The following is a 25,445-nucleotide window of genomic DNA, read 5'->3' as shown; positions in this document are numbered from 1 at the left end:
AATATAATTTTTTTCATATCTATTAATAATACTACAAAAGAAAATAAAGCCCTCCTTACGAAGAGCTTTATTTTGCAGATTAAAAGATTAATAAAATCTTACTTTTTAAGTTTAAAAATTGAAGCAATACGTTCTTCTTCCGAAACTGCATTTCTATACTTGCTTGAACCAAAATAGAATAATAAACCAAGGACTATCCATATGAAGAAAATAGATACACCTAGATTACCCATAAATCCTGGTAGTCCAGGAATAAATGTACTTAATATTATTGCTCCTGAAACAAGGGCTCCTATCCCTGCTGTTTTAATTCCACCAGGCATTTTAAATGGACGTTTCATATGTGGGTCAGTTTTTCTAAGCCTTATGGCACAAAGGGCAACAGCAAACCATCCAATGACAAAGGCCGTTGCTCCAACAATAGTTAGTGGATCAATAACTCCCATTCCAATAAATGGACCTATTAATGTGGCAATAGCACTGAAACAATTTGCTCCCTTTGGGGTACCGTACTTAGGATGAATAGTAGAAAAAAATGCAGGAATTAAACGTGCTCTACTCATACCAAGGAGTAGACGAGCTGAAGCCATATAAAGACCATTCCAAGTAGTTAAAAGTCCAGCCAAGGCTGCTATTAATGCTACCCAATACATGCAACTTCCAATGAACCCATCTCCATATAAAACGGGAAACATTAATGCTATGGCAGGTCGCTTAAGTTCTACAAATTCTTGCCAAGGCATGGCCATACCTGTTGATAATATAATAAGACAATAAAATCCTCCAGCTGCAATTATGCATCCTACTAGGACTTTTCCTAGATTAGTATAATTGATTTTAGCTCCTCCCTCTTCAACCCCCTGTGGAATTGTATCAAAACCAGCTAAGAAAAATGGGGCCATTGCAAATATGGCTACTACTCCACCAAAGAAACTCTTATGAGTTCCCTTTCCCACATTTACATAGGTTGGTTGTAAATTAGCTGGATTAGCTTTGAATAAAGCAAATATTATAATTAAACCACCAGTAATTGCTAATAATCCTGTTAGGTAGGTCTGAACTTTTGCAGCTACCTTTGACCCAACCCAATTAAGGGCAATTACCATTGTAGAAAGTATGATTCCGATTACTAGGCCCTTGCCATATATGGGCACCCCAGCAATAGAGTATAGTGGGTTTCCTGTTTTTAATATGGGAAACATAAGGGCAAGAACATCATTAATATAAATGGCTTCCCATGGCAATACAGTAATGTAAGCTAGTGCAATAAACCAACCTGATAAAAAGGATGGAAAAGTTCCAAATGCTTTATAAGCAAAGGCAACAGCACCACCAGCAACAGGCATTGCAGGTGTGAGTTCAGCATAACAAAATCCTATAGGAATCATTAAAAGGGTTCCAATAAAAAAAGCTATTAATGTGGTCAATGGTCCTCCACCACTGGCAAACCAACCATTAACGGCCACAGACCAGCCTACACCAACCATAGAACCAAATCCAAGCATGAAAAAATCAACAAGATTCATGGAGCCTAGTTTACTCTTATTCACCATATTATTCCCCCCCATCAAAGTGTATATAAAATAGTTGTGTACACATTAATACCTCATTTGTTTCAAAGTGGGCACCCTCCTTTAATACAAATCATATTCCTGTATTTCCATGTATTATTCTTTTTTTAATAAAAACTTAGTTACAGATTTATATCTTCATTTAATTAAAAGTGGTAAAAAATAGACAAACTACAAGGTAAGTTGCAAGATTTAGGAAAATGATGCGTAGATTTAAAGATGATTCAACAGTTCAGTTAGACAATATACTAGATTTTGTGTAAATGGTTATTTACTATAAAATTTTATAAAGTATTTTATTTAAAAGTTTCTATAAAAATATGAGGGGGAAATTATAATTTCCCCCTCATATTTTTACGTCATAATGACAGTTTTGAAGTTTATATTTATGAGCACCTTTAACTAATTGCCTGATCCGTAGAATATGATTGAATATGCCTTTGCATCCTTATGCCCCTCATTTATATAGGCGTGAGTATTTTCTGCCTCAAACCTAATAGAATCACCAGCATTCAATCTAAACTTTTCACCATCAACTTCTGTAACCAGCTCTCCTTCATATACAAAAGTGTATTCTTCAACACCTTTATTGTGTCCTTTAGATTCATGTTTACTCCCTGGTGAGAACTGTATATGATAAATTTCAAATTTCTTTTCAGGGTCAAATTCAAATATTGACGATATCTTAAATTCATCCTTTTCAATGAATGATTTAGTGTCTTTTTCTCTGACCATAGTAACAGTAGGCTTTTCCTCTTGAATTAACATTGTAAAGGGAATCTTCAACCCTCCAACGATTTTCCAAAGTACCGTAATTGTGGGATTAGTCACAGATCTTTCTATCTCTCCAAGCATACTTTTACTTACACCCGTTATATCAGATAATTCCTGAAGGGTAAGCTGTTTTTCTTTTCTTATTATTCGCAAGTTATTACCAACGATTGATCTAATTCTTTCCATAAGTCACCCCGTATTTTTAAATAAAATTTCTTATTTACTATATGATACTATTGTTCCACATGAAATGTAATTATGGTATAACATAAAAAAATATTTCATAGTGTATTATATCATTTAAAAGAATTCTTTATCAATGTTAATAGTTAAATGATAATAACAACCTTTTCCAGGTCTTTTTCTTCAATTTATAGATCTATAGTGTTTTTTTGTACACTATATTGTGTTTTATTATAACTTAAGATATAATTACGGTATAGCATAAAAAAATATTTTATAGTGTTATGTTTCACAAGGTTATGGTCAGAATACTTAGGTTATTAATTTCTTATACTACAATATTTTACTTATAATCTTCGGCGTACTTAAGGCAATGATTTTCTAATTTAATAAATTTAAAGAATTAAATCTAGATTTCTCAGATTAAAGCCTAAGATGAATGCCTTTCCCATATATATTTAAAGGGGACAATAATAATGAGATATATTTAAAGGGGGAAATAATAATGAAGCTACATTTTATAAAGGCAAATCCAACTGAAAACATGACTGTGTTTATTGTTGATCCAATACCTCGTTCCATGTATATGGAGGTAGCAAAAAAGGTAATGGATTATAGTAGCATTCATGCAGAGCAAGTGGGATTTATAGAAAAGACTTCCTGTGAAAATAGTGAAGCTTGTGTGAGACTTCATATGATGGGCGGTGAATTTTGTGCTAATGCCACCAGAGCATTGGCAGCTGTCTTAGTACAAAGAGGGCACTGTAAAATTCAGAGAAAAGAAGGCGAATTTATTGTGCCTTTAGAAGTTTCAGGCTCAGATGAAATCATTTATTGTACAGTAAAACCCAATAACAATATAAATAGTTTCATTTCAACTGCTAAAATACCTTTACATAGACATATAAAAGATTTTTCTGTTAATTATAAGGATGGTATTAGGAATGGAACACTTGTTGAGTTTCCTGGAATAGTCCACCTAGTGATTGACAGTGAAGGAATCGATTCAAAAGAAGAATTTTTCATAAATGTGAAAGACCAATTAAAGAATTTAGCATATGAGGCACTTGGAATAATGTTTTATAATGAAGCAGAATCATATATAGAACCCTTAGTATATGTCAAGTCAACAGAAAGCCTTATTTGGGAAAGAGGATGTGGTTCAGGAACTGCAGCTTTAGGCATAACACTTTCACATCGATTAAAAGAAGGTATAGATATGATAGTGAAACAACCTGGTGGCCATTTAGATATATGTACCCAATGGAATGAAAATAAAATAAGTGACATTTACCTTAAGGGCATAGTAGATATTCCAGCGGAAGGAATTATATATATATAAGGTATAGCATATTAGATATTTTTTTTGTGAATGGCTATTTACTATAAAATTTTATAAAGTATTTTTATACAATAGTTTCTATATATTAAGAGGGAAAATTATAAATTTTCCCTCTCATATTTTTTCCTATGTATGTTCTATTATAAAAAAACATGAATAATATGTTTATAATTATTTTATTAAGATTATGTGGTTCTTAATAAACTTACCCCTGTGTAACTTCTAATTTTTGTATGTAATTTTTTTCTATTTCAATAGGACCATTAGGTTTTCCAGTAAAATACCCTTGTATAAAATCACAGCCACATTTCCTAAGAAACTCTAATTGTTGATTCGTTTCTACCCCTTCTGCTACTACGCTTAAGTTCAAAGAATGGGCCATAGTAATAATCATTGAAATAATTGCTTGGTCTTTAGTATTATAAGTACTATGACTAACAAAGGAACGATCAATTTTTATGGAATTTATAGGTAAATCATTTAAATAACTTAATGAAGAATATCCTGTTCCAAAATCGTCTATTGATATATTTATGCCATATTCTTTTAATTGGTTTAGTTTTGCTGATATATCTGCCATATTTTTAGCAACTAAGGTTTCAACTATTTCCAAAGTTAAATATTTAGGATCTAATTTGGTCTCTTCTAATATGTTTAAAACCATATTAACAAAATCATTATTTTGCAATTGACGTATGGATATATTAACAGACATTTTAATATTTTCATATCCCTTTTCCTGCCAAGTTTTATTTTGTTTACAAGCTTCTCTTAGTACCATTTCACCTATAGGAATTATTAATCCTGTTTCTTCAGCAAGTGAAATATACTCTAAAGGAGAGATTATACCTTTAGTATGATGATTCCATCGTAATAAAGCTTCAACACCTATAATTTTATTACTCTTTGCATCTACTTGTGGTTGATAATGAACATAAAATTCTTTATTTTCCAATCCTTTTCTAATATCATTTTCAAGAATGACCTTTTTACATATTGAATGGCCCATATCTGAATTATACATCTCATATTTCATCCCATGGATTTTTGAATGGTACATGGCAATATCTGCACATTTTATAATTTCTTCAATATTATCTCCATGAGTTGGAAAACTACTTAAACCTACACTTGCATTAATGATCACATTATGTTCTTCCACTTGAAAAGGATTTGAAAAAGCATCTACTATTCTTGAAGCAATTTTTTCAATTGATTCCCTATGAGTGTTTTGACTCATAATCAAAAATTCATCTCCACTGACACGGGACAAAATGTCCGTTTCTCTTATATGGCTTTTTAGTCTTTTAGATACTTCTCTCAACAAACTATCCCCTACACTATGACCTAGTGAATCATTAATCATTTTAAACCTATTTAAATCTATAAAGAAAACCTCTACTGTTGTATCATTTTTTATAGCAATTTCAAGTTCTTTTTCTGCCTTTTCAAAAAAGCCACGTCGATTTAATAGGCCTGTAAGTGGATCAAATATAACCATCTTTTTTAATTGTTTTATAATTAAAGAAAAACTAATTACAGTAATTAATAATCCTACAAGTAATGATATATCATTGTAGTATTTATCAATTACTCGTGGAATATGAATGTAATTATCAAACTCATCTATAAGATCCACCATAAAACTTGATATGATAATTATCCATCCTATTTGTAGTAACTTAAATTTTGTTTTACTAAGAATTATAAAACCAATAATTGAAATGGTAACGTAGCAACTCTCTATTATTATATCTTCTATCTCTAGATTAAATTGAGTGCAAAATAGAACAAAACAAAAATTAATAAAAAAAAGAATGAGTATATTTTTTTTAATTGATATATGCATAATATGGCCATCTCCCTACAGTCCTTAACCTTTAACAAAGAATAAACAACTTTATAGTATACATATATATACTAAAATAAAGCCCTGCAAGTAGCAAGGCTTTACTAAATAAATATTGAGTTTACAAAAGAAACATAGATTTAATTTATCTCATTATCTATTTTTTAGTTCTAATCTTTTTTACCTATATAATAGGCACTTCCACCTAAAAATAATGCTCCCCCTATGAAGTTTCCTATGGTAACAGGTATTAAGTTATTAAACATACCTACTAATGAAATAGTCTCTGGATGAGGCATAAACATACCAATCGATAAAATAGTCATATTTGCTATACTATGCTCAAATCCAGTAGTTATAAATGCAAATAAACACCAAAAGATCATAATTAATTTTCCCGATTCACTATTCATTCTTATTGAACATAGTACGGCTAAACATACTAGAATATTACAAAGTATTCCCTTCACCAACAATGGCATAAATGTACCATTCATTTTAGCTGATGTTACTTTTAATATGAAATCTGCCGTTGCCCCTTTGGCAAGACCTGTATATATAAACAATAATGCAATGAGTATTGAACCCAGAAAGTTTCCAATATAGCTATATATCCAAATTCCTATTGTATCTGACCAGGATACTTTTTTATTTAAAACTCCTACCATCATAATGAGATTATTCCCTGTAAATAACTCTGAACCTGCCATTAATACTAAGCTCAGGGCAATTCCAAAGGATACTCCCATTACTATCTTTGTATATGGTGACTCTGCATTTGAAAGTATACCTCCAATAGTCATAATTAATAAAATTCCAAGTCCCACATAAAATCCTGCTAAAGCTGAAGCAACAGTATATTTGCCTTTACTCCTTCTTAAGAAATCTACTTTTAATTTTGCCACATCACATAATTTACTAAGAACATCACCAGACATATCTTTTCTCCTTTTTATTTTACAGGTTTAGAGTTAAGGATTAAGATATTTTGTCCTTAATCCCTTAACCATATTAATATAAGTGCCTAATCTAAACTAATATTTTAAATTAATTTAATTATATCCTCTTGTAAACATTGTGTTTCTATCATACATATAACCACCAAAATCTATGTATCTGGCTACCTTAACCTTTGTATCTAGAGTAATATCCCTAAGTACCTCTTTTTTAAATAAATCATATCCAGTTCTATCAACTATATAACCAACATGCTCTTTAGGTAAGGTTCTATCAATATATTTCTCAATATAATGTTCATAACAATTCTTAATTACTTTAATTATAGTTTCTTCATCAACCCATTCTAAAAAGGCCCTTGCTATTCTAGGGTTTTTCTTTCCTGTCCTCCCCATTATAACTAATCTAAAATATTTCTCTCTACTTCTAGTTAAAGCTCCAGTAGGGCACTTTAGTATACATTCGCCACATCCAATGCATCTATCTGCATCCCTCTTAACACTGTAATTCTCAAAATTTAAAGCATTAGTAACCCTTTTTTTACAATTTTTAACGCATGCTCCACAGCTTATACATCTTTCTTGGGCATATTGAGGTTCAGTTAAACCTATAATGCCAAAGTCTTGTATATGAGCCTTAATACAATCATTAGGACATCCTGTTACAGCTATTTTCACATGATAATCGTTAGGATATATTTCCTTTTCAATTCTCTTTGCTAAATCCGTCGTATCAAAATTAGCAAATTGACATACTCTATTTCCAATGCAAGCTGATACATTTCTGGTTCCAGCAGCACAATATCCACTTTCTAGATCTGATATATCCACACCTATAGCAAGTTCTAATCCTTCTAAAATTGGCCTAATCATTTTATTCACTTCAGGTATTTTATCAAAATCTATATCAGGCAGTTCAAATCCTTGTCTAGTTGTAATATGTACCGTTCCATTACCATATTCGTCTGCAACCTTTTTAATAATATCAAAATGTTTTACTTCTAAATGTCCACCTGGGACTCTTATTCTTAAAGCAGTTTTCCCTCTAGTTTTTGTTATTCTATATGCATTCTTTTTAACTTGTTTAGTATTGATAGACATATTATCACCCCATTAGTCTATTAGGTTCTTAGCTTTTGTATAATTAAATACGGGTCCTTCTAAACATACATATGTATCATCAATTTTACAGTGTCCACACTTTCCTATGCCACAGCTCATTTTTCTTTCAAAGGATACCCATACCTTATCTTCTGGCACTTCCCTATTCATAAGTTCAATATTAGAAAATTTCATCATCATTGGCGGTCCTACTACTATTGCTTCTGTTTTTTCCTTATCTAAAATTTCTAATTTCTTTATATACTCTGTAACTAGTCCTGTGTTTCCTTTCCAATTTTCATCTCCCTTATCTACTGTTAAGGTTACATCTATTTTTCCTTTCCATCTTTCAATATCATCTTTAAATAGAATATCTTTAGGAGATTTAAATCCTACAATTAATTTAAAGCTTTTAAGTTCATGCATATTATCATAAAAATAATTAATAATACTCCTAACTGGAGCAAGTCCTGTTCCGCCTGCAACTATTATTAAATTCTTTCCTATATAATTCTCTAGCAAAAACCCATTTCCATAGGGTCCCCTTGCATATAGATAATCTCCTATAGCTAAATCAAATACTTCCCCTGTTAGTTTTCCAACCTTTCTTATGGTTAAATCTATAAATCCATCTCCAAAATCACTTATAGATATGGGAGCTTCACCAATGCCAGGTAATGATACTTCTAAAAACTGGCCATTTTCAGGTTTTATGTCACTTTCAAATCTATATGTATAATCTATATCAGTTTCTTTAACTATATCTATTATGGGAAGTCTAAAGGATACATATGGATTATTCATTTTTAGGACCTCCTTCTACTATGTCATATAATTTGTTTATACACTTTGATAAGGAAATATATTGTGGACAAACATCGTCACATCTTCCGCAACCTACAGTCATGTTACAACCAAATCTTTTATGAAAATCACTTACCTTATGTAGGGTCTTAAATCTCATCCTTGCTCCATTTTTTTGCCTGAAACTGTGACCTCCTGCCATATCAGTAAATCCATCCACATGACAACCTGTCCATGCTCTTCTTCTTTCTCCAACCTTTTGATTACTATCGTAAAATACATCTTGCATGGTAAAGCAACTACATGTAATACATGATGTATTACATCTGCCACAGGCAATACATCTTTCATCATATTCTTTCCAAACTTCATGTTCAAATATATCAATGGTTAATTTTTCTGGATCTGGTACATTAACTTCAATTTTGTTCTTCTCTATGAAATCTGGTTTAAAATCAACCTCATCACCTAGATTACCAAAAACTTCTTCTAAGTCTTTATCTTTAATATGTAAATATATTTCCCCATTCTTTACTCTCATACCTACTGAATAGTTATCTGTTTTATTGGCTTTCATTGCAACACAGAAACAGGTATCAAAACCTTCTGCACACTCAATCATAAAAAATTTAACTTTATCTCTAAGCTTCTTATAATATATATCTTCATAGGTACCATTGTGAAGAAAAATACTATCAAGTCTTTCTATTCCATTTATATCACATGGTCTTAAAAGGATTATTGTATCTTTATCATCAACCTTTGGTTCTTTAACCTCATCATCTCCAAAATAAAATAGAGTTTGTCTAATTGGAAATACAATTTCCTTAGGAGAATAATAGGACTTCAAGCCAAAAACTGCATCTTCAATTTTATTAATTTCACCATAACCTACCACATCTGTTCCAGAAAACCGTCCCTTTCCATTCATATTAATAGGTGCATAAATTTTATAGTTCCTAGACAATTCCTCTAAAGCATTATTAAATTCTTTATAATTCATTTTTAAACCCATCTTATCTCTCCTATAACCATAATTCATAAGTATGTCATCAATAATAAATGCTATGAACATACTGGATTTTAATACCATTTTATTATTCCCATAACTTTATTCCTTGTATGCATCATATTAATTGGTATTTGTTACACAAATAAAAAAACCTTGGTATAGACTAAGGCCTTAATTTGCCATTAATTCTATACTCAAGGTTTTTGTTTTATTATTTTTTAATTAAGTCCTTTACAACTTCTGATGCAATAATAAGTCCTGCCACAGAAGGCACAAAAGAAACACTGCCTGGAATAGCTCTTCTTTCAACGCAAGTTCTATCTTTATTAGGACAAATACAGTTTGTCTTACAATCTCCTGCTATAGGCTTAGTTTCTATTGGTTGTTCCTTAGAATATACTACCTTTAACTTCTTAATCCTTCTATTTCTTAATTCTTTCCTCATAACCCTTGCTAAAGGACAAATACTAGTTTTATGAATATCCGTTACTTCTAACATGGTTGGATTAAGTTTATTACCTGTACCCATAGAACTAATAATTGGAAATCCCCTTTTATTACATCTTTCAACCAAATCTAATTTAGCCGATACCATGTCAATGGCATCTACAACATAATCGCAATGCTCTGGAAGAATTTGCTCAGCTGTATCTTTATTATATAACATATGATATGTCTCTACAGTTGCCTTTGGATTAATTTCTAAAATTCTCTCTTTCATAACCTCTACCTTCTGCTTACCAACAGTTTTTCTAGTGGCATGAATTTGTCTATTAATATTTGTTAAGCATACATCATCATCATCACACAGAATAAAATGGCCCACTCCTGAACGAGCTAAACCTTCTGCTACAAAAGAACCTACTCCACCAACTCCAAAAATTAACACTTTACTTTCTTTTAATTTATCTAATCCTTCTTTACCGATAACCATTTCTGTTCTTGAAAATTCGTGTAACATGTTGTTCCTCCTTAAAAATACTCTAGTAACACTTTACTTTATATGATAATGATTTTCAAGTTAATTTTAGTTAATCCTATAGGGAAGTTAATGGCAATCATGGATTTAATTTTGTTTTATTTCAATAAAAAACTTATATGTACAAATATAGCTAACTTAGGATAAAAATAAAAAGTGATTTACACCACCTTTTAATCTAGTATCTTTAACCTTTTTCACACCATGTTCTATGAATAACAAAAGACTCATTATCACAATCTAAGCATTGCCTTTCGATTCCTTCTGCGTATTTAACACGTTTTCCTAACCGATCAATTTTATTTTTACCACTCTTCTCAATAACCTTATCTGAACCGCATTGACTGCATATGATTTTAAATCCACCCAAAATCACTACCTCCTTTTAGTTGATGAAACTTGGTTTTTACTTTCACCTAAAACTAACTTTAAACCATTTGAAAGGAGTTTAATCATATCAATATCAGTCCTATATACCATGCTTCTCAGTCCAGGAGTTTTCATAATACCTAATAATCGGTCATAATCATCATTTGTAGCAGTATTCAATAAGGGTCTAAAGGTAATCAACTGCTGACTTTTTTTGTGCAAATCCTTTAATAGCAAGTTTACATCTGTTCCTTGGGCAATGCTCCTAGCTACCATCACACCAGAAATCACAGCGTTAAACTGGCCAAAACCCAAGAAAGGCTCAACTCCCCCTCCTGCAGCACCCGCAAAGTAGATTTTTCCTACCCTATTAGTAGTAACAGTACCAGCATGGTGAGGTCGTTCCCAGTATTCTATCATATCATATTCTTTTAAAATTCCATGGGATTCTAAAAAGCGGTACCAATACCCATTTAAATCCTCATGCCCTATATTTTGAACCACATGGGCAATAACAGCTTTCTTTTTGCTGTAAGGGGCTAAGTAAATATATACTCCTTTTGTGAGTTGGTTGTCGAGCCACATTTTTAAAGTGTCATTTTCAAAGTCACCTTCAAAGATACCACCACTTACCCATGTACGCATTACTTCCTGCCATATACCATACCTAGTAGGGATGGCCCAGTGACCATCGGCCACAACCACATAATCGAAATCCCTTTCCAAATCTTCGGGCTGAACAAAACTGTTTAAATGAATCTGTGATTTAACTTGCCTACAAAGTTGGTTTTTCACAGAGTTTTCTTCTTTCCCCCTAATCATAAAGTAGCCTAATGGACCTGATACAGATACTTGATTATTAGGTGAGTAGTGGATAACTTTTCGAAATTTTTTTAGGGGCTTTAATTTAATTCCGAATTCTTTATCTATATATTTTATGGGATCAGCCGCTGGTCTAGTAATTAGTCCTAAAAAGGCTGACACATGAGGGTGGTGCTCACCAATAAAGCTATTACGTTCAAAAATTTCTGGATAAATTCCATGCTTTTCTAATTCAATTGCACATGACAATCCAGAAACACCAGCTCCAATAATGGCTACCTTCACAACAAACATTCCTTTCTAATCTATATCCATTTATTTCTGCTGTTAGTTTTTGCAAAAAAAATGAATTTATGCTTAGGAATCATTTGCATAGTTAATGAGCCTCCGTTTATCTGAAGTTTTTTATTCCAATAAAAAATCACATGTCTACAAAATATTTGACGATCTATATAATTAATCTAATAAAAAATAATTAGGAACCTATGACAAAAAAGGACACGGTTTAAATCCGTGTCCTTAAAATTTATTATTAATTATGTATTATAGTTTTTCAAATTGATCATGTCCTCGTCCGCATATAGGGCATATAAAGTCTTCAGGAACTTCCTCTGCTTCTAGAACATAACCACAAATTTTACAGCGGTAGCCCTTTTGTCCAGTTTCTTCTTTATATGATGGTGAATTTTTAGGTGTTATTCCTTTTTTAACCTTATGGTAGTATGCGTAGGTCATAACTTTATCTTCGCTTAATACTTCAGCTTCTAGAACTTCACCAATAAACATAATATGAGTTCCTAAATCAAGTTTATTAATTACTTTACAACTATATCTTGCAGCGGCAGAGTCAGTAATATACTTAATTCCCTTTTCATCCATTTTGCTATTGAATTTAGCAAATTTATCTACAGTTTCACTTTTCTTAAAACCAAATTCACCGATTAAGTCCATTTCAGCATTTTGTGTTAATGCTATTGCAGCAAAATATCCTGATTTTTCAATAATTTGTTCTGTAAAATTATCCTTTGAAATAGTGACAGAAAGCTTTGCTGGCTTGGATGTAACCTGTGAAAGTGTGTTAACTACACAGCCGCTTTGTTTATCCTCATGACAGCTTGAAACTATATAAAGACCATAACTAAGTTTAAAAAATGCCTTTGTATCCATATAATTCACCCCTTATAATTTCATAAATTCACGCCATTTAATTTATTGTGGGTTAATCATTATATGACAGCCCCCTTTTGACATATAATCATTACTTGAATTTTTAAGACGTTAGATATTTCTAACATTCTGACATAACATAGTATTTATATGAGTTACTTTTGAAATATATTCAAGTTTATGTATTAATTTCTATATTTTATGATATTAATATATTTTTATATAAATTGTCGTTATTTATGATAGGGTTCACCGTTTCGCTTTAACTAAGGTTTCTTGTTTTTCTATCTAAATTAAAATATTTATCCATATGTTGTCATTTTCACAGTTTGCCCATATAGTTCCCCCATGAAGGTCTATAATTCTTTTAGCTATGGAAAGTCCTATACCACTACTCTCTAAGCTGTCTTGTCTTGACTTATCAATTCTATACAATCTATCAAATATTTTATTTATTTCATCTTCTGGTATATAATCACCTTTATTCTTTACTATAATTTTCACTTTATTTTCTAATTTATAGGCTTCTACTACAACTGTAGAATATTTATGAGCGTATTTTAAGGCATTAGATAGCAAATTATCTAGAACTCTCATAAATTGATCAATATCAATATTTACTATAAGCTCTGTATCTTCAGTCTTTTCCTCTATTCGTAGCTCGTTCTTCTCAAAAATAGGAGTATACTCCCCAACTATTTGATTAATAAGTAATGATAAATCTACACTTTCTTTATTTAATTGAAAATCTATGCTACAAAGTTTTGTATATTCAAAAAGCTGATTGATTAATTTTTTCATCTTTATGGAAGTGTTATAAGCTGATATGGAATATTCATCCATAGACTTTTCATCTTGAAATTTATGATCTTTAATGAGTTCAAGATATCCTATTATAGATGTAAGAGGTGTTCTTAAATCATGAGATACATTTGTGATTAAATCATTTTTAATCTTCTCATTTTCTCTTTCTTGATCAAATTTTTCTTTAAGTTCTAAAGACATGGTGTTTATACTATTACAAAGCTCCGCTATTTCATCATTTCCCTTCACCTCAATAGTATAGCCTATATTCCCTGTAGCAATTTCTTTTACTTTTTCTGATATATGTTTTATATATTTAATTTTTTTATTAGTCATAAAATAAAAAATTCCTATAAAGGTGATCATCCCTGCCATAGTAATTATTATATGAAAGATAGTAACCAAGACAGCATCAACATGCTCACTATGATAATGTAATATATATCCACGCAAAAGACCGCCTAAAAGCTTGAATACGAGAGCCATGGTTGTAACAAAACTAAACATTACAACCAATAAAATCTGTATACTTATTTTGCTACTTATAAAACGTTTCATATTTTATAACCAACTCCCCAAACAGTCTTAATATAAATAGGCTTTTTAGGATCTTCCTCTATTTTGTGTCTTATTTTGGTAATATGAACCATTACCGTATTATCTGATTTGAAAAATTCTTCTCCCCATACAACCTCATAAATTTTAGGTATATTCATAACGATTCCTTTATTTCTTCCTAGTAACTCTAAAATTTCAAATTCTTTAGCCGTAAGAAATACTTCTTTATTTCCTACAAAAACCTGTCTTGTGTTGGAATCAATTTTTAAATTTCCAATTTCTATAACTTTTTTGTTATTGTCTGCTTGGTTATATCTTTTGTATCTTCTAAGCTGTGATTTTACTCTTGCAATAAGTTCAACAGCACTAAAAGGTTTTGTAATATAATCTTCTGCGCCTGATGATAATCCTAATATTTTATCAATTTCTGTATCCTTTGCTGATAAAAATATGATAGGCATCATATAATCCTTTCTTATTTCATTACAAATATCTATTCCACTGATTCCTGGCATCATAATATCTAATAATACTAAATCTATGTCTTCTTCTTTGATTATCTCTAAAACTTTGTATCCATCTTCAGCCTCAATTACTTCATACCCTTCATTTTTAAGATATATAGACACAATATTTCTAATTTCATGATTGTCATCTACAATCAATATTTTATCACTCATATAAAACACCTCATTTTTAGGAATTTTAGATTTTTAGTACATACGCTAGTGAAAGATTTATAAACACTTTTTTCTATCTATATTTTAAAAGTATTGTCTAAAAATTTTTCTTCTCAATAAAGTCTGTTAAAAAGTTATAAACATGCCTTCTCTTTTCTAAAAATATCTTTTGTAATTTTTAATATCTTCAATCATCTTATGGGCTAACTTTTCAGACCTTGGAATAATAGCATTAATATTTTTGGATTTTTAATATATTTCTTTATAAAATTCTTCCATTCCATTATATACTACCTCCTTTTCATATTAAGATAGTATATTATATAAATCTTAAGGTCCTAATTAAAGAAGTCTTAAGAATCCTTAAGACTTTTTTTTATTCTATATTAAGATTTAAGAGATACAATATGATTGTAACATAATGAAGGAGGTTTTCTTCTATGAGAATACTCAAAACACTAATTCTAATTACATGGAGTGCACTGTTTGTATTGAGAAGAGGTGGGATACTATGAAAAAACATAATACAGTACCTAAAATATTAATGATCATCATATGGGCTTTCATACTTCTTTTAATAAGATATTATTTTAAAATTTCCTCCTTAAGTGATTTAATGAAATTCATAGAATATAATAAAGGATTATCAACAGTCACTTTTTTTATAATATCTAGTATAAGAATTTTTGCTCTTTTACCAGGAATGCCATTTATGATCATGAGTGGTATATTGTTTGATCCTATAGTAGGCTTTACCTTATGTATGCTTTCAATTATTATAAGTGAAACCCTTATATTTATATTAGGTAAAAATTCTTACAATATGAAATTTATAAACAAAATTAATAATAAATTTCCTCAACTAATGCATGTATCTAAAAAATATAATTATAAATTCTTAGTATTAGGAATTTTATGTCCTATTTCTCCAACGGATATAATTTGTTTTATTTCCTCCTACATGGGTTTAAGTTATAGAAACTTTCTTTTGACTATTATTATTGCTCATATGCCACTAATACTTATTTATAACATTTTAGGACAAAGCTTTTTATATTCAACATACTATTTTATATTCCTAGCAGTTACCTTATTTGTAATAAGTATATATTTAATAAGCATCTGGAATAAAGTAATGAGACCTACTCCTCAGTAGTATGATTTCTTATTCTAGTTATATTAGATCAACTTTAGATTCTGCTCCACTTTTCGATTATAACTGCATACAAATAACCATTTTTTTGTAACCATGAGAAATTAACTTTATGAAATAGGGTATTAAATTTTAATACCCTATTTCATAAAGCATCGTTATTTCTGATAATATTCGCTGTTTCACTATATCTATAGCTTTTAGTAGCAATTTCAATCACTTTTTCTTTTCTTCAATATATTAACCCTAAGATAAACTTTTTACACCTAAATTGGCTTATGATTTGTAAACACTTCTTCAATAAAAACCGCCGTTATTTATGGTACGATTCGCCGTTTATTATTGTAAATCTCATAAAAAAAGCTCTGCTTACGCAGAGCTTTCTTCTAATTAGTCATCTTTATTATATTCTCTATAATATCTTCTACACTACCATCATTCATAACTTCCATGTGACAATATTCCTTATACAAATCATATCTTTCTTCATACAACTTCAACAAATTTTCCTTCTTACTTAAAAGAGGTCTAGTTTCCGTGTCTACATCCTCTAATATATTATCTATGGGCCTATTTATAAAAATAATAACACCATCTCTCTTAAGTAACTCCATATTATATGGATTCTTTATTATTCCTCCACCTGTAGATATGACTGTATTAGTCCTCTCACTAGCAATCTCAGTGGCCTTCGTCTCCATTTCCCTAAAATGACTTTCCCCACTTTTAAAAATCTCAGTGATAGTTTTTCCTGCCATCTTTTCTATCTCTTCATCTATATCTATGAATTCTCTATTTAAATTGTGGGCAACTTCCTTTCCTATGGTAGTTTTTCCACAACCGGGCATACCTATTAACACAATATTCTTCATAATCTATCATCCTCTTATTTTTAGGGTTAAGAGTTTTAAGTTAAGGGTTAAAATCTTTTTCCCTCAACTCTCAACTTTAATCTCTAATTCGTTAACTCTATAAACTTCAGCACCTACAAGTTGAAATAAATCAAAATTTTTTTAGAGGTGGAACATCAGAACATCCTATGATGTAAACAATTATGAACCTTCTATAGTTTCTATCAGATTCACACTCTCTAATCTGATAGTGACTTACCTCTAAAACGTTTTGATTTATTGAAACACAGTAGGTACATGAACATCTATTTATTACATGATTTTTATATTTTAAGAACCTGAAATATAATTCCCCATTAACTTAAAGTAATTTGCATTGTCTTCAATTAACTTAATGGCCTTCTTAACATGCTCATCATGTATATTCCCTTGAAAATCTATATAAAAGAAATATTCCCATGATCTACCTATGATTGGTCTAGACTCTATCTTTAACATACTTATATCATTGTCTGCAAAATATCTTAATACATTAAATAAGGCTCCTGCCTCATGGTTAGTGTTCACTAGTACACTTACCTTATTAGCATTTTCACAAATCTCGGGATTTTTCCCTATTATAACAAACCTTGTATAGTTATTATGATTATGATGAATGTTCTCCTTTAACACTTTAAGATTATAAATTTCAGCTGCATTAACACTTGCAACTGCACCCTTTTTAACATCTTTTTGCTCCATTATATATTTAGCACTTATGGCAGTGTTTTTATATGGAATCAATTTTATATGTGGATATTTCTTTAGAAATTCCTTACTTTGTTCCAATGCCTGTGGATGGGAGTAGATTTCTTCTAATAACTCTATAGATGATCCCTCCACCCCTAATAAATTGTGCTTAACTTTTAAACAAACTTCTCCTATAATGTATCCATTATACTTCTTAAGTAAATCATATACCTCTGATATTCCTCCTGTAGAAGAGTTTTCTATGGGAAGCACACCATAATCTATATGATTACTATGAAGACTTACAAATACATCTTCAAAGGTTTCCACATTCATACTTTCCACATCTGTAAAGTATTCATTAAGTGCTGCTTCACTAAAGGAACCAGACTGGCCTTGGAACCCTACTTTTATTTTAGATTTCTTATCTATAACCCTATTTAACATTCTTTCCCTTTGAACATCACGACTTATCTCCATTACCTTTTTGAAGAATTCCTTCATTGGTCCTACTAGCTCTTCATCCTTTAGGTAAGAAGCATTCTTCTTTAAAACTTCTTCTTCCCTACTTTTGTTCAATATGGGCATATTTGTTTCTTCTTTGAATTTACCTATCTCAGTTACGATCTCCATTCTTCTCTCGAAAAGTTTTACTAATTCCTTATCTACACTATCTATTTCACATCTCAATAAATCTAATTTATCCATTCTAATCCCTTCTTTTCTATTATCATATCTAGTAAGGTAAGGGCAACCCCAGCTTCAATTACCGGTATAGCTCTTGGAACTATACATGGATCATGCCTACCTTCTATGGAAAGGGAAGTTTCCTCTTTACTCTCTATGTTTATAGTTCTTTGTTCCATACTTATGGATGGAGTTGGTTTTATGGCACATTTAAATACTATAGGCATACCATTTGATATTCCACCTAGTATTCCACCGTTATTATTAGTATAAGTCCTTATTTCTCCATCCTTTATACAATACTCATCGTTACTCTCATTCCCCTTCATTTTGGCCATATTAAAACCTTCTCCAAATTCTATTCCCTTAATGGCAGGTATGGAAAACATCATGCTCGAAATTCTGCTTTCAATAGAGGAGAAAAATGGTGAACCAATGCCAGTTTCCACATTTAATATGATCGTTTCAACTATTCCTCCTACAGAGTTTCCCTCTTCCTTTGCCCTTAGGATTATATCTTTCATAGAATCTGCCTTGCTTTTATCTATAAGTGGAAATTCTTCCAGTCTTAAATTTTTCACTAGTTCCTCATTACAATTAACATAATCGAATGTTTCATCAACTTGTGTATATATACTGCTAATGTGACTTCCTATAAGTATATTATTCTTCTCTAGTATTTGTTTAGCTATACTTCCTGCAAATACTAAAGGTGCTGTAAGCCTTCCTGAGAAGTGGCCCCCACCCCTATAATCGTTTGACTGATTGTATTTCATATAACCTGTATAATCAGCGTGACCTGGTCTCATTAAGTCCTTAGTTTTACTATAATCTCTAGATCTTGTATTAGTGTTTTCTATAAATGCACATAGGGGAGTTCCCGTAGTTTTGCCATTAAAGTATCCACTTAAAATCTTTACTTCATCAGCCTCTTTCCTACTGGTAGTTAGCTTACTCTTTCCAGGCTTTCTTCTGTCCATTTCATATTTTATATAATCCATATCTAACTTTATTCCCCCTGGAAGACCATCTATTACTATGCCTACTCCATGTCCATGGGACTCTCCAAATATGGATACCTTTATGTTATTCCCCCATATTCCACTCATGAACATGACCTCCTAAACTCTTGAAGTCTTCCCAGAAGGATGGATATGATTTTTCCACGCTAGAGCTGTTTTCTATAGTTAACTCTCCACTACATTTCATACTGCCTATTCCTAGAGCCATGGCTATTCTGTGATCATTCCAGCTATTTACCACTCCACCAGTTAGTCCTTCCACTCCATGAATTTCAAGACCATCTTCTAACTCAATAATATTAGCCCCCAATTTATTAAGCTCTGTAGATATGGACTTTAATCTATCTGATTCCTTTATTCTAAGTCTTGCTGCATTTACTATTTTAGTTACTCCCTTAGAAAAAGTTCCTAATACAGTAAGGATTGGAACCAAATCTGGACATTGGGATACATCTATGGTTATACCATTAGTTTCACTTGGATGAACTAAAATACCATCTTCTTTGTACTCTATTTTTCCACCCATTTTCTCTACTATTTCTAATATTTCCTTATCTCCCTGTTTAGAGGCTAAATCTAAATCTAGACATTTAATAGAATCACCTATTAAACCTGCCACAATCCAGAATGCTCCTTGGGAAAAGTCTCCTTCTACCCTGTAGTCCTTAGGAGTATACCTTTGATTTCCATCTATTTTAAACTCTTCATAGTTTTTGTTTTCTATCTTTATTCCGAACTTCTCTAACATATCTAAAGTTAAATCTATGTAACCCTTAGACTCTAGATTAGTAGTTATAGCTATATTAGAAGCTTTATTTAACTTAGGTAATGTAAATAATAGTCCGCTTATGAATTGAGAACTTACATTTCCCACTACTTCATATTTATCTGCCTTTAATTTCCCGTCCACAGTTAATGGTAGATTTCCATCATCTGTTTCATAGTTTAATCCTTGTTTTTCAAAGATTTCATAATAAGTATCCAAAGGCCTTTCCACAAGTTTTCCCTTTCCTGTGAAAGTTACCTTATCATCTGCTAAAGTTCCTATGGGAATTAAAAATCTTAAAGTTGAACCAGATTCATTACAATCTATAACTTCATTTAATACTTTTAAATCATCTCTTCCCTCTATAGTAATTTCATATTTATCATTATCATCTTTCTTAGTATCTATCACCTTAACACCTAAGTTTTTCATAGCCTCCGTTGTGGCTATTATATCCTTAGACATAATAAGGTTGCTTATTTTACTTTTCCCATCACCTAATGCTGCACATATGATAGCCCTATGACTCATGCTCTTAGATGGAGGGATAATTACTTCCCCTTTTAATCTATTAGGAGTTATCCTTACTGCCTTCATCATACTCTCTCCTTAATTAGTTAGTTTATCTATATATAGTTCTTAATTTCATCACTCTTAATCTTTTTAATATAACAATTCCCTATTTCTTTTAACAATATTATTTTCAAATATTCTCCCGTTCTCTTCTTATCCTTCTTTATTGCATCTATTAGATTTTTCTCCTCTACCACTGGTAACTCATAGGATAAGTTATACTTTTCTAATAAATTCTTAATCTCATCTGCAGTTCCCATCTTAGTTAAACCTAGTTTTTCACTGTTCTTGCTAATAACATACATACCTATAGCTACAGCTTCTCCATGGGAATATTTTTTATAATCAAATACTTTCTCTATTCCATGGCCTATGGTGTGACCAAAGTTTAGAATCATTCTAATCCCCTTATCCAGCTCATCTTCACCAACTACGTCTGCCTTTATTTCACAACAAGTATATATTATCTCTTCTATTATTTTATTAATATCTGTACATTCCTTAAGATTATTAAAAAGTTTTTCATCTCTTATGCACCCATACTTTATTACTTCAGCCATGCCATCACTAAAGTATTTTTCATCTAATGTACTTAATAAATCAGGATCTATGAATACGGCCTTGGGTTGATAAAAGTTGCCTACTAGGTTTTTTCCACTTTCTAAGTTTATGGCAACCTTACCTCCCACACTGGAATCTACTTGGGATAAAAGGGTAGTAGGAACTTGGATAAAATCAACTCCTCTTAAATAGGTGGCTGATATGAAACCTGCTAGGTCTCCTACTACTCCCCCTCCAAAGGCTACTATTAAATCACTTCTAGTAATATTTAACTGAGCCAATTTCTCACAACAGATTTCCATAGTTTTAAAACTCTTACTGGACTCTCCTGGCTCTACTTCTATAAAATCAACTTTAAAGTATTCACTTAAAGTTCTATCTATTTTTTCTTTATATAATCTAGATACATTAGTATCTGTAATAACCAGCAATCTTTTACCTTTATATAAAAGTTTAATATGGTCTCCCAATTTTTCTAGGATTCCCCTTTTAATGTTTATTTTATATTGTCTACTCTTTGCATTTACATTTAATGTGAGCATCTTAAATTTATTTCCTTCCTTTTAATTCTTCCACTTTCCAGTTGAGAACAAAGTATATCCATATCGTCCTGTTTCAAGGCCTCTTTTATTATTTTAATATTTTCTTCAAATTTATCTATTTCATTTAATACATTCTCTTTATTATTTATTAGGATTTTACTCCACAAATATGGATTTAAATAAGCAACTCTAGTAACATCCTTAAAACTACCACCTATAAAATCATTTGCTTCTTCATTAGTATTATTCACAAAAGCATTTGCTATTACATGGGATAAATGACTAGTGTAGGCCACCAGTTCATCATGCCTTCTAGGAGTAGTCATAATTATGTTATTACTACCAATTAATTCAGCAATTTGCTTTACCTTGTATATATTCTTCTCCGTATTCTCAGGTATGGTAGTTATTATATAGTTACAATTCATAAATAGATTCTCATCTGAATAATCAAAACCATTGAATTCTCTCCCAGCCATAGGATGGCCACCTATAAATTCCATGGAATCCTCTATTATATTATTTATTCTTTGTACCATATCACCCTTAACTCCACATACATCTGTGATTACTAGATTTTTATTTAAATGAGTTAGATTCTCTCTTATGAATTTTATGTTATCTTCTGGATATAGGCACATTATTAAAATATCTGTCTTATTCAGTACCTTTTCCATACTTTCACATTCATCTATCACATTTAAATCTATTGCTTTCTTAATAGTATATTGGTCTTTATCTATGGCCCATAGATTTCTAGGATTATTACGCCGCAGTGCTTTGGCGTAAGATCCTCCTATTAAACCTAATCCAACTATAGTTATATTAAAGTCACTTAACAATGTTCTCCCCCCATTATATCTTAATGTTAAATAGATTTGCCATATTCTTTAAATCACCCATAAGTTTTTGGAACTTTTCTGGCTTTATTGATTGTTGTCCATCACACTTGGCATTTGCCGGGTCATGATGTACTTCTATCATAAGTCCGTCTGCTCCCACTGCCATAGCTGCCTTTGCAAGAGGTTCAACTAACCACCATAAGCCTGCCGCGTGGGATGGGTCCACTATTACTGGTAAATGACTCTTTTTCTTAATCATTGGTATGGCACTTAAATCTAATGTATTTCTCGTGTATTTTTCAAAAGTCCTAATTCCTCTCTCACAAAGGACTATATTCTCATTTCCTTCAGACATGATATATTCTGCTGCCATTAGTAATTCTTCTATAGTAGCCGACATGCCACGCTTTAATAATATTGGTTTATCTGTTTTACCAACTTCCTTCAGTAAATCGAAGTTTTGCATATTTCTAGCACCAATTTGTATTACATCCACATCTTCTACAAATCTATCTATAGTGTCTATAGTCATAAGCTCTGTCACTATGGGTAATCCAGTCTCTTCTCTAGCAATCTTTAAAAGATCTAGTCCCTCTTCTCTTAATCCTTGGAAGCTGTATGGAGATGTTCTTGGCTTGAATGCTCCTCCTCTTAGGAAATGTGCTCCTGCTGCCTTTACTGCCTTTGCCGTATGAACTATTTGATCCTTAGTTTCTACAGAACAAGGTCCTGCCATTATAGCAAAATTTCCTCCACCAATTTTAGCTCCATTTATATTTAAAATAGTATCTTCCGGATGGAAGTATCTATTAGCCTTCTTGTATGGTTCTTGTACATGCATTACTTTTTCCACATTTCTATTTGAAGCTATTAAATTAGCATCAATTCTGCTTGTGTCTCCCACAAGACCTAGTACGTGATGATTTTTACCTCTGATTTCATTCACTTCACAACCTAATTCAGTCATTTTGTTTTTAATTTTTGCACACTCGATTTCCTCTGTTCCTGGTTTTAATACGATTATCATGCTTATTCCTCCTCATAATTTGTTTTTTGGGTATAAAAAAATAAGGCCCAATAATGAGCCTTATGTATTGAAAACTTATTTAATATAGTCTTGTTTAACTTTTAACTATACTCATACATAATTTTGTAGGATAACCCATCAGAGATAAATTTTTTAAATTTTTGGCAACAGAAATAACTAGCGCTAAAATAAAAGCTCCAGTTTCTAAAATAAAAATAAGTATAAAATTTCTTTGCCATATCTCTAATAGTTTTCATTTTATTTTCTCCTATCCTCTTAATATATTTGTTTTATATCATATCCAACTTCATTAAGTTTATTCTTAATTTTTTCAATATGATCATATCCATGTGTTTCCACTGTAACTTCTAAAACCACATTATGAATTCTATTTAAAGCTTTAAACTGATTGTGTTCAAGCTTGATTACATTTGCATTTAAGTCCTTTAGTACTTCTGATATTTTTAATAACTCTCCAGGAACATCAGGCATTTCTGCTGAGAAACAGAATAATCTTCCTGAAGATACTAAACCATTATTTATCATTGAAGATATTGTTACTACATCTATATTCCCACCACTCACAACTGATACCACTTTTTTATTATAAAAATTTAATTTTGTAGTTGCAGCTAGTGTTAATACTCCTGCATGCTCACAAACTAATTTATGCTTTTCAAGTAATTTTAAAAAGGCCTTCATAAGTTCATAATCAGATACAGTTATAATATCATCCACATAATCCTTTATTATATCGTAGGTTTTGTCTCCACATTTTTTAACTGCTACTCCATCGGCTATAGTTTGAACCCTATCTAGTTCAGTGACTTTACCATTCATAAGAGAGGTCTTTAAGGTTGTGGCTCCTTCTGGTTCTACACCTATTACTCTAATATTTGGGTTAATACTTTTTATGGCTAAACTTATACCACTTATTAATCCTCCACCACCAATTGGTACTAATACAGCATCTGCATCTTCTAGTTCTTCTAATATTTCAAGACCTATTGTACCCTGGCCGTATATTACATCCATATCATTAAATGGATGTATGAAAGTTGCTCCATTATTTTTTTCTATCTCTAGAGCTTTTTCATAAGCTTCATCATAACATGAACCATGGAGGACTACTTCTGCACCATAACCCCTTGTAGAATCTACTTTGATAAAAGGAGTATTCTTAGGCATAACTATGGTTGCTTTAACACCCAGTTCCTTTGCAGCATAGGCCACACCTTGGGCATGGTTTCCTGCTGATGATGCAACTAAACCATTTGACTTTTCTTCATCACTTAGTTGAGATAGTTTATTATATGCGCCTCTTATTTTAAAAGCGCCAGTCTTTTGTAAGTTCTCTGGCTTGATGTAAACTTCATTAGATGACAGTTCACTAAAAAGGTCACTATAAATAAGTGGAGTTTTCTTGATTACATTTTTTATTCTTTCTTTTGCTAAATTTATTTCTTTTAAATGATTTTTCATAATGATCCCTCCATATTTTATAGAGAGATAAAAAAAATTTATTGGGAATTTTAAGTTTGATTCTAACAGTATTAAAATACTTTGTCAATGCATTTTATAAATTTTCAAAAAATTATAAAATATTATTGACAAAAGTGAAAAATAACTATATACTACTTTTAAATAAATTTTTAATCCACATGTTATATTCATAAAGCTGTGATGGAGACAAAGATAAATCTGTTACTATGTACAGAGAT

General features: G+C 31.1%; 23 protein-coding genes and 1 other annotated feature (1 of these 24 only partly in view). Of the genes, 2 read left to right on the top strand and 21 right to left on the bottom strand.

The genetic code is table 11. The features are described from left to right. Nucleotides 1-98: 98 nt before the first annotated feature. Together CCE28_RS07830 and CCE28_RS07825 are read right to left on the bottom strand one after the other, a co-directional pair. Nucleotides 99-1,553, bottom strand: a complete 1,455-nt coding sequence (locus tag CCE28_RS07830; RefSeq protein ID WP_176461722.1) for an APC family permease — start codon at nt 1,551-1,553, stop codon at nt 99-101. A 420-nt stretch (nt 1,554-1,973) separates the two neighbouring features. Then, complete coding sequence (locus CCE28_RS07825) at nt 1,974-2,531, bottom strand: helix-turn-helix domain-containing protein (protein ID WP_095132685.1); 558 nt, start codon at nt 2,529-2,531, stop codon at nt 1,974-1,976. A gap of 502 nt (nt 2,532-3,033) precedes the next feature. Here CCE28_RS07825 and CCE28_RS07820 point away from each other — a divergent pair. Then, on the top strand, nt 3,034-3,870 hold the full coding sequence (locus CCE28_RS07820) for a hypothetical protein (protein ID WP_095132683.1): 837 nt from the start codon (nt 3,034-3,036) through the stop codon (nt 3,868-3,870). 205 nt (nt 3,871-4,075) lie between these two features. Here the strand turns inward: CCE28_RS07820 and CCE28_RS07815 are convergent, their stop codons facing one another. The 11 genes from CCE28_RS07815 to CCE28_RS07765 form a co-directional block, all read right to left on the bottom strand. Further along, entirely contained in the window at nt 4,076-5,512 is a 1,437-nt protein-coding gene (locus CCE28_RS07815) for a putative bifunctional diguanylate cyclase/phosphodiesterase (RefSeq protein ID WP_176461721.1), read from the bottom strand. A gap of 377 nt (nt 5,513-5,889) precedes the next feature. Beyond that, nucleotides 5,890-6,657 carry a formate/nitrite transporter family protein gene (locus CCE28_RS07810; RefSeq protein ID WP_095132679.1) on the bottom strand — a complete coding sequence of 256 codons (768 nt, stop codon included), beginning with the start codon at nt 6,655-6,657 and terminating at the stop codon, nt 5,890-5,892. Between the two features lie 114 nt (nt 6,658-6,771). Continuing rightward, on the bottom strand, nt 6,772-7,776 hold the full coding sequence (gene asrC / locus CCE28_RS07805) for a sulfite reductase subunit C (protein ID WP_095132677.1): 1,005 nt from the start codon (nt 7,774-7,776) through the stop codon (nt 6,772-6,774). A gap of 12 nt (nt 7,777-7,788) precedes the next feature. After that, the gene (gene asrB / locus CCE28_RS07800) at nt 7,789-8,580 is read right to left on the bottom strand and encodes an anaerobic sulfite reductase subunit AsrB (protein WP_095132675.1); all 792 of its coding nucleotides are present in this window, start codon (nt 8,578-8,580) and stop codon (nt 7,789-7,791) included. Next, entirely contained in the window at nt 8,573-9,595 is a 1,023-nt protein-coding gene (asrA, locus tag CCE28_RS07795; RefSeq protein WP_095132933.1) for an anaerobic sulfite reductase subunit AsrA, read from the bottom strand. The genes asrB and asrA overlap by 8 nt, the downstream gene beginning before the upstream one ends. Nucleotides 9,596-9,803: 208 nt before the next feature. Further along, nucleotides 9,804-10,553, bottom strand: coding sequence for a tRNA threonylcarbamoyladenosine dehydratase (locus CCE28_RS07790; RefSeq protein ID WP_095132673.1), 750 nt, complete (start codon nt 10,551-10,553; stop codon nt 9,804-9,806). 205 nt (nt 10,554-10,758) lie between these two features. After that, the gene (locus CCE28_RS07785) at nt 10,759-10,941 is read right to left on the bottom strand and encodes a hypothetical protein (protein WP_095132671.1); all 183 of its coding nucleotides are present in this window, start codon (nt 10,939-10,941) and stop codon (nt 10,759-10,761) included. Between the two features lie 5 nt (nt 10,942-10,946). Beyond that, complete coding sequence (locus CCE28_RS07780; RefSeq protein WP_095132669.1) at nt 10,947-12,056, bottom strand: NAD(P)/FAD-dependent oxidoreductase; 1,110 nt, start codon at nt 12,054-12,056, stop codon at nt 10,947-10,949. Nucleotides 12,057-12,305: 249 nt separating this feature from the next. Further along, nucleotides 12,306-12,929, bottom strand: a complete 624-nt coding sequence (locus CCE28_RS07775) for a flavin reductase (protein ID WP_095132667.1) — start codon at nt 12,927-12,929, stop codon at nt 12,306-12,308. 288 nt (nt 12,930-13,217) lie between these two features. Continuing rightward, nucleotides 13,218-14,291, bottom strand: a complete 1,074-nt coding sequence (locus tag CCE28_RS07770) for a sensor histidine kinase (protein ID WP_095132665.1) — start codon at nt 14,289-14,291, stop codon at nt 13,218-13,220. Then, nucleotides 14,288-14,971, bottom strand: a complete 684-nt coding sequence (locus tag CCE28_RS07765; RefSeq protein WP_095132663.1) for a response regulator transcription factor — start codon at nt 14,969-14,971, stop codon at nt 14,288-14,290. The genes CCE28_RS07770 and CCE28_RS07765 overlap by 4 nt, the downstream gene beginning before the upstream one ends. Before the next feature lie 511 nt (nt 14,972-15,482). On the opposite strand from CCE28_RS07765, the gene CCE28_RS07760 reads away from it, so the two are divergent. Then, nucleotides 15,483-16,127: a TVP38/TMEM64 family protein gene (locus CCE28_RS07760; protein WP_176461720.1), complete on the top strand. Its 645-nt coding sequence runs from the start codon at nt 15,483-15,485 to the stop codon at nt 16,125-16,127. 383 nt (nt 16,128-16,510) lie between these two features. Here the strand turns inward: CCE28_RS07760 and CCE28_RS07755 are convergent, their stop codons facing one another. The 8 genes from CCE28_RS07755 to ilvA form a co-directional block, all read right to left on the bottom strand. Beyond that, nucleotides 16,511-16,996: a shikimate kinase gene (locus CCE28_RS07755; RefSeq protein WP_095132659.1), complete on the bottom strand. Its 486-nt coding sequence runs from the start codon at nt 16,994-16,996 to the stop codon at nt 16,511-16,513. Nucleotides 16,997-17,305: 309 nt separating this feature from the next. Then, entirely contained in the window at nt 17,306-18,412 is a 1,107-nt protein-coding gene (locus CCE28_RS07750) for a chorismate mutase (protein ID WP_095132657.1), read from the bottom strand. Next, complete coding sequence (gene aroC / locus CCE28_RS07745; RefSeq protein ID WP_095132655.1) at nt 18,400-19,500, bottom strand: chorismate synthase; 1,101 nt, start codon at nt 19,498-19,500, stop codon at nt 18,400-18,402. The genes CCE28_RS07750 and aroC overlap by 13 nt, the downstream gene beginning before the upstream one ends. Next, on the bottom strand, nt 19,478-20,776 hold the full coding sequence (aroA, locus tag CCE28_RS07740; RefSeq protein ID WP_095132654.1) for a 3-phosphoshikimate 1-carboxyvinyltransferase: 1,299 nt from the start codon (nt 20,774-20,776) through the stop codon (nt 19,478-19,480). The genes aroC and aroA overlap by 23 nt, the downstream gene beginning before the upstream one ends. A gap of 29 nt (nt 20,777-20,805) precedes the next feature. Continuing rightward, a complete protein-coding gene (aroB, locus tag CCE28_RS07735; protein WP_095132652.1) occupies nt 20,806-21,855 on the bottom strand; it encodes a 3-dehydroquinate synthase in 1,050 nt (349 codons plus the stop codon). Continuing rightward, on the bottom strand, nt 21,843-22,697 hold the full coding sequence (locus CCE28_RS07730) for a prephenate dehydrogenase (RefSeq protein WP_176461719.1): 855 nt from the start codon (nt 22,695-22,697) through the stop codon (nt 21,843-21,845). The genes aroB and CCE28_RS07730 overlap by 13 nt, the downstream gene beginning before the upstream one ends. 13 nt (nt 22,698-22,710) lie before the next feature. Continuing rightward, nucleotides 22,711-23,724, bottom strand: a complete 1,014-nt coding sequence (aroF, locus tag CCE28_RS07725) for a 3-deoxy-7-phosphoheptulonate synthase (RefSeq protein ID WP_095132648.1) — start codon at nt 23,722-23,724, stop codon at nt 22,711-22,713. Between the two features lie 276 nt (nt 23,725-24,000). Continuing rightward, nucleotides 24,001-25,206, bottom strand: coding sequence for a threonine ammonia-lyase (gene ilvA, locus CCE28_RS07720; protein WP_095132646.1), 1,206 nt, complete (start codon nt 25,204-25,206; stop codon nt 24,001-24,003). 189 nt (nt 25,207-25,395) lie between these two features. After that, nucleotides 25,396-25,445, top strand: a binding site (T-box leader) (it continues 203 nt past the right edge of the window).

The organism is Anaeromicrobium sediminis (assembly GCF_002270055.1).
Classification (GTDB): domain Bacteria; phylum Bacillota; class Clostridia; order Peptostreptococcales; family Thermotaleaceae; genus Anaeromicrobium; species Anaeromicrobium sediminis.
The sequence above is the reverse complement of the archived record's forward strand: the minus strand, read 5'-3'. Positions and strand labels throughout refer to the sequence as shown.